The 5,123-nt window shown below is 42.2% G+C and carries 5 protein-coding genes; all 5 read left to right on the top strand.

Annotation, left to right across the window (positions count from 1 at the left end; genetic code table 11):
* On the top strand, positions 1-1,392 hold a 1,392-nt coding region (locus WC955_13035), incomplete at its 5' end, for a Sua5/YciO/YrdC/YwlC family protein (protein MFA5859979.1).
* A 73-nt stretch (positions 1,393-1,465) separates the two neighbouring features.
* Positions 1,466-1,690: a HypC/HybG/HupF family hydrogenase formation chaperone gene (locus WC955_13030; GenBank protein MFA5859978.1), complete on the top strand. Its 225-nt coding sequence runs from the start codon at positions 1,466-1,468 to the stop codon at positions 1,688-1,690.
* Positions 1,687-2,814 carry a hydrogenase formation protein HypD gene (gene hypD, locus WC955_13025; GenBank protein ID MFA5859977.1) on the top strand — a complete coding sequence of 376 codons (1,128 nt, stop codon included), beginning with the start codon at positions 1,687-1,689 and terminating at the stop codon, positions 2,812-2,814. The genes WC955_13030 and hypD overlap by 4 nt, the downstream gene beginning before the upstream one ends.
* Positions 2,815-2,832: 18 nt before the next feature.
* The gene (locus WC955_13020) at positions 2,833-4,572 is read left to right on the top strand and encodes a sugar-binding domain-containing protein (GenBank protein ID MFA5859976.1); all 1,740 of its coding nucleotides are present in this window, start codon (positions 2,833-2,835) and stop codon (positions 4,570-4,572) included.
* A partial coding sequence (gene lpxK, locus WC955_13015) for a tetraacyldisaccharide 4'-kinase (GenBank protein MFA5859975.1) occupies positions 4,562-5,123 on the top strand: 562 nt, incomplete at its 3' end. The genes WC955_13020 and lpxK, both read left to right, overlap by 11 nt.

Raw genomic sequence — 5,123 nt, 5'->3', positions numbered from 1 at the left:
CATCAAAAAAAGGTAGTACCGAACTTTGAGTCATTAGTCATGACTTCCGGGAATTTCGCGGATGAACCTATCTGCAAAGATAATGGTGAAGCTCGGGATAGGTTGGGCGGGATCGCGGATTATTACTTAATGAATAACCGCGGAATTTATACGCGCTGCGATGATTCAATTGTGAGGTCAATTAAAGTTGGGAATACTGAAAAAATGCAGCTTATCCGCCGTGCAAGGGGTTATGCACCGAATCCTATCAGCCTGGCGGTACCTAAACAGTATAAATCAACGGGTGCTGTATTGTCCGTAGGAGCGGGATTAAAAAATACGGTGTGTATCACCAGGGGAAACGATGCGTATGTGTCACAGTATATAGGTGATTTGTTTGAGAATAAAGGTTTTGAGTTTTTTAGGGATACAATCGCAAAGCTGAGTGATGTCCTTAAAGTTGATCCAAAAACGGTTGTGTGTGATTCTCATCCGGATTATTTATCATCAGTATATGCGGTTCAGCGTAAAATACAGAATAATAACTCTAAACCAGAAGTTAAATTTGTGCAGCATCATATAGCGCATGCGGGAAGTGTAATTGCGGAACATAAACTTATCCCGCCGTTGCTATGCATAACTTTTGATGGAATTGGGTATGGGGTAAACGGTGAACTCTGGGGTGGTGAAGGTTTTGTATATACACAAAATAGCGGGTTCATTCGTTACGCGGGTTTAAGGACATTAATGCTTCCCGGCGGGGATAAGGCTGTAAAAGAACCGTGGCGTATTGCCGCGGGGATGTTGTATGAACTCAATGAAACAGGGAGAAAATTGCCGCCCGGGTTAAAACAACAAAAGGCAAGGTTACCTCTGATTTATCGGATGATTGAAACCGGGCTTAATACATATAAAACAACTAGTGCCGGGCGTATCTTTGACGGGATATCAGCGTTACTGGGTGTGTGTACAAACGTTACTTATGAAGCACAGGCGGCGGTGAAACTTGAGTCTCTGGCATGGAAAGTTAAACACAAAAAAATAGTGCCGTACGTTTTTGATTTAGTACGGGATAACAGATTAGTGGTTATTGACTGGCACAATGTTGTAAAAGGTATACTTCGTGATATCTCCAAGGATGTATCCCCTGAAATTGTTGCGTTTAAATTCCATACAGCGATAGCTGAGGCTGTACTGAACATCTCAAAGTTAGCAAGAAAAGAATCAGGGGTACGGGTTATTACATTATCCGGCGGGGTATTCCAAAACGCGTTGTTACTGGAACTAACCGTCTCAATACTTGTGAATGCAGGGTTCAAGGTATATTTTAATGAACAACTGCCTGCGAATGACGGTGCAATAGCTTATGGCCAGGCCTGGGCGGCGGGTAACGGGTATGTGTTAAAACGTTAATATTTTGGTAAAATACTAAATATATTCTATAAACAAGGAAGGATGTTGTTAGTTAGTAACAACTCTATTTTTTATGTGTTTAGCAGTTCCGGGTAAAGTTATTAAAATAAATAAAACTGTTGCAATAATTGATTACGACGGTGTAAAAAAGGATGCAATGACAGATCTCACGCCCGATGTAAAAGTTGGGGATTATGTAATTGTACATGCCGGTTTTTCTATACAAATTCTAAACGAGGATGATGCTAAAGAAACGTTGAAACTTCTGCGTGAAGTTGATGAGGCGGCAAAGCGATGAGTGGCATCATCAGCCGTGATAAAAAACCGGATTATTCTGGCCGCGATGATATTAAAAGTATATCCGGCGCAATCGCACAGATGGTAAAACATAGGATATCTTTTATGGAGGTATGCGGGACACATACAATGGAGATAGCGCGTAACGGATTACGTGCGCTCTTCCCTGAAAAACTTAGGCTTATCTCCGGGCCCGGATGTCCTGTATGCGTAACACCTCAACAGGATATTGACGCGATGATACGGCTTGCGGAACACAAAGATATTGTGGTGGCAACGTTTGGGGATATGTTGCGCGTACCGTCTATTGATAATAAAGGTAATAGGGTCTCATTAGAAACCGCACGTGCGGTAGGCGCTGATGTTCATGTGGTGTACTCTCCGGTTGAAGCGTTAGGCCTTGCGTTAAAGTATAAAAACAAAAAAGTTGTTTTCCTCGGGGTTGGTTTTGAAACTACTATCCCGGTGGTTGCTACAACCGTTATGCTTGCCGAAAAAAGGGGGATCACAAATTTTTTTGTTTACCCCGCGTTTAAAACTTTACCTCAAGCGCTGAGGGTACTATTAAGTACAAAAGATTCTGAGGTCGACGGATTAATATTGCCCGGGCATGTAAGCGTAATTCTTGGCGTGAAACCTTATGAATTTATTCCAAAAGAATACGGAATTCCTTGTGTTATCACAGGGTTTACCCCGAGAGATATCATGCTTGGTGTTTATATGCTGACAAAACAAAGGATAATGTCACGCGCAATGGTTGAGAACGAGTACACCCGCGCGGTTAAACCTGAAGGTAATCGTGTTGCTCTAAAAATTCTTGAAAAAGTGTTTAGTCCCTGTGATTCAAACTGGCGTGGGTTAGGAATTATTCAGGAGTCTGGGTTGGAATTTAGTAAAATATACCGTAAATACGACGCAAAAGCTGTGTTCGGGATAAAGGTGGATAATCGAAGTGAATATATTAACCGGGGCTGTATTTGCGGGGAAGTTATTAAAGGGAAAAAGTCTCCACGGCAGTGTGTTAATCTCGGAAAACGTTGTACGCCGTCTATGCCGTTAGGGCCTTGTATGGTATCTAGCGAAGGTTCCTGTGCGGCGTACTATAAGTATGAGTGTAATAACTAAAACATTAGGGAGGTGTCAATGGTTGTAAGTAAGGCTGTACCAAGGAATGAATATCCGCGCCCTCAGATGGTGCGTCGTGAGTGGTTGAACCTTAACGGTGAATGGGATTACGAATTATTCCTTGAAAAACAGGCGGGAAATGAAACTATAAGAACTGAGTTCAGTAAAAAAATTGTTGTACCGTTTTGCCCGGAAAGCGAATTATCCGGGATCAATGAAAAACGTTTTATCCCGGAGTCATGGTACCACCGCAAGTTCGTTATCCCGCAGGAATGGAAGGATAAACACGTAATTTTACATTTTGGCGCGGTAGATTATCTAGCAACGGTATGGGTTAATAATAAAAAAATCGGTATGCACCGCGGGGGATATACGCCGTTTAGTTTTGATATCACCGATTGTCTTGTTACAGGGAATAACGATCTTACATTATTTATTATCGATAATACCACAAGCGAACTCCAGCCGACGGGTAAACAGTCAAAAAAACCTGAATCGTATGAGTGTTTTTATACACGGGTAACCGGTATCTGGCAGACTGTGTGGTTAGAGCCTGTGGAAGCTGATTATATAAAAACTTTCAGGGTGTATCCTGATTATGACAACACATCAATAATATTTAAACCAGAGAATGTTATTACATCGGAAACGGAAGGTATTACACAAAAAGTTGAAGTCTTCGCTAACGGTAAAGCCGTAGGGAAAACCTCATTCCCTGCAAAAAATACGGTGTACGCTGTCGTCAAACTTGATGAAAAGTATCCGTGGGAGCCAGGGTCGCCGTTTTTGTATGACGTTGTGATTACCCTTGAAAAAGACGGTAAGGCAGTTGACCGTGTAGAAAGTTATTTTGGTTTACGTAAAATTGAGATTTCAGGGAAAAAGGTTTTGCTTAACGGGAAGTCGGTATTCCAGAGGTTAGTTCTTGACCAGGGATATTATCCGGATGGGATTTATACTGCTTCAACGGAAGCTGCGTTAAAACAGGATATTGTATTATCAATGGAATTAGGGTTCAATGGTGCGAGGCTTCATCAAAAAGTGTTTGAACCACGGTATCTTTACTGGGCGGATAAACTTGGTTACCTCGTATGGGGTGAGTATCCCAGTTGGGGGTTGGATCTAACAAAATACGAATTATTTGACAGTGTTATGTCCGAGTGGATGGAAGCTGTGGAACGTGATTTCAATCATCCGTCAATCATAGGATGGTGCCCGTTTAATGAGACTTATAAAACACAGATTCCGGAATTGCTAAGTATGGGTTATAATTTAACAAAAAAGTTGGACCACACAAGGCCTGTTATTGATACCAGTGGGTATGTGCACGTATTGACTGATATTTATGATAGCCATAATTATACGCAGGACCCTGAAAAGTTTAAGGCGTTATTTGAAAAGTTTAAGGATACCGAAGAAGTATTCCGTAACCATCCAGCTGCTGATGCGCCGTATCTTCACCAGCCATATTTTGTGAGCGAGTACGGCGGTATCTGGTGGAACCCGGCACAGGCAACTGAAGATAAGAAATCGTGGGGTTACGGTGCCCGGCCCAAGGATGGCGATGAGTTTATTGAACGGTATAAAAAATTAACTGAAGTGTTGTTGTTCCATCCAAAAATGTTTGCGTTTTGTTATACCCAGATATACGATGTGGAACAGGAAGTTAATGGGTTGTTGACGTATGACCGGAAACCGAAGTTTGACAAAAAAATATTTCGGAAAGTTAATACCCAGAAAGCTGCGATTGAAGATTAATCCGTTATACTTACTATCTTCTATATACCGCGTATTACTTGCTGTACGTGCTGCGGCATTTAAGAGCGGTATTGCAAAAACGTATAGGTTAGATACAAAAGTTATCTGTATCGGCAACCTTACCCTAGGCGGGACGGGGAAGAGTGTTACGGTTGAAACTGCTGTGCGGTACTGCAATAAAATAGGTAAACGCGCGGTGATACTCTCCCGCGGGTACGGGCGTAAAAATAGTTTGCCTGATAAACGCAAAGGGGTGGATGGTATTTTAACTATCTCCGATGGGGATAAGGTTTTCTTTGATGACCCCGCAGAATGCGGGGATGAACCGTTAATGCTGGCACGTAAACTCGCAGGTGTACCCATTATTGTTTGTGCGGACCGCGTGAAAGCCGGGAGGTTTATCATAGAGAAATTTAATCCGGATGTAATAATTCTGGATGACGGGTATCAGCATCTGCGGTTATACCGTGACCTCAATGTTTTGTGTATTGACTCAACAAAATGGCTTGAGGATGAAAATCTTTTCCCTGCGGGTACATTAAGGGAAAACG

The organism is Elusimicrobiota bacterium (genome assembly GCA_041658405.1).
In the GTDB taxonomy this organism is placed as follows: domain Bacteria; phylum Elusimicrobiota; class UBA5214; order JBBAAG01; family JBBAAG01; genus JBBAAG01.
The sequence above is the reverse complement of the archived record's forward strand: the minus strand, read 5'-3'. Positions and strand labels throughout refer to the sequence as shown.

Bases quoted from the DNA above. Each gene is read 5' to 3' on its own strand.
- WC955_13030 (MFA5859978.1), top strand. From the start codon at position 1,466: ATGTGTTTAGCAGTTCCGGGTAAAGTTATTAAAATAAATAAAACTGTT.
- hypD (MFA5859977.1), top strand. From the start codon at position 1,687: ATGAGTGGCATCATCAGCCGTGATAAAAAACCGGATTATTCTGGCCGC.
- WC955_13020 (MFA5859976.1), top strand. From the start codon at position 2,833: ATGGTTGTAAGTAAGGCTGTACCAAGGAATGAATATCCGCGCCCTCAG.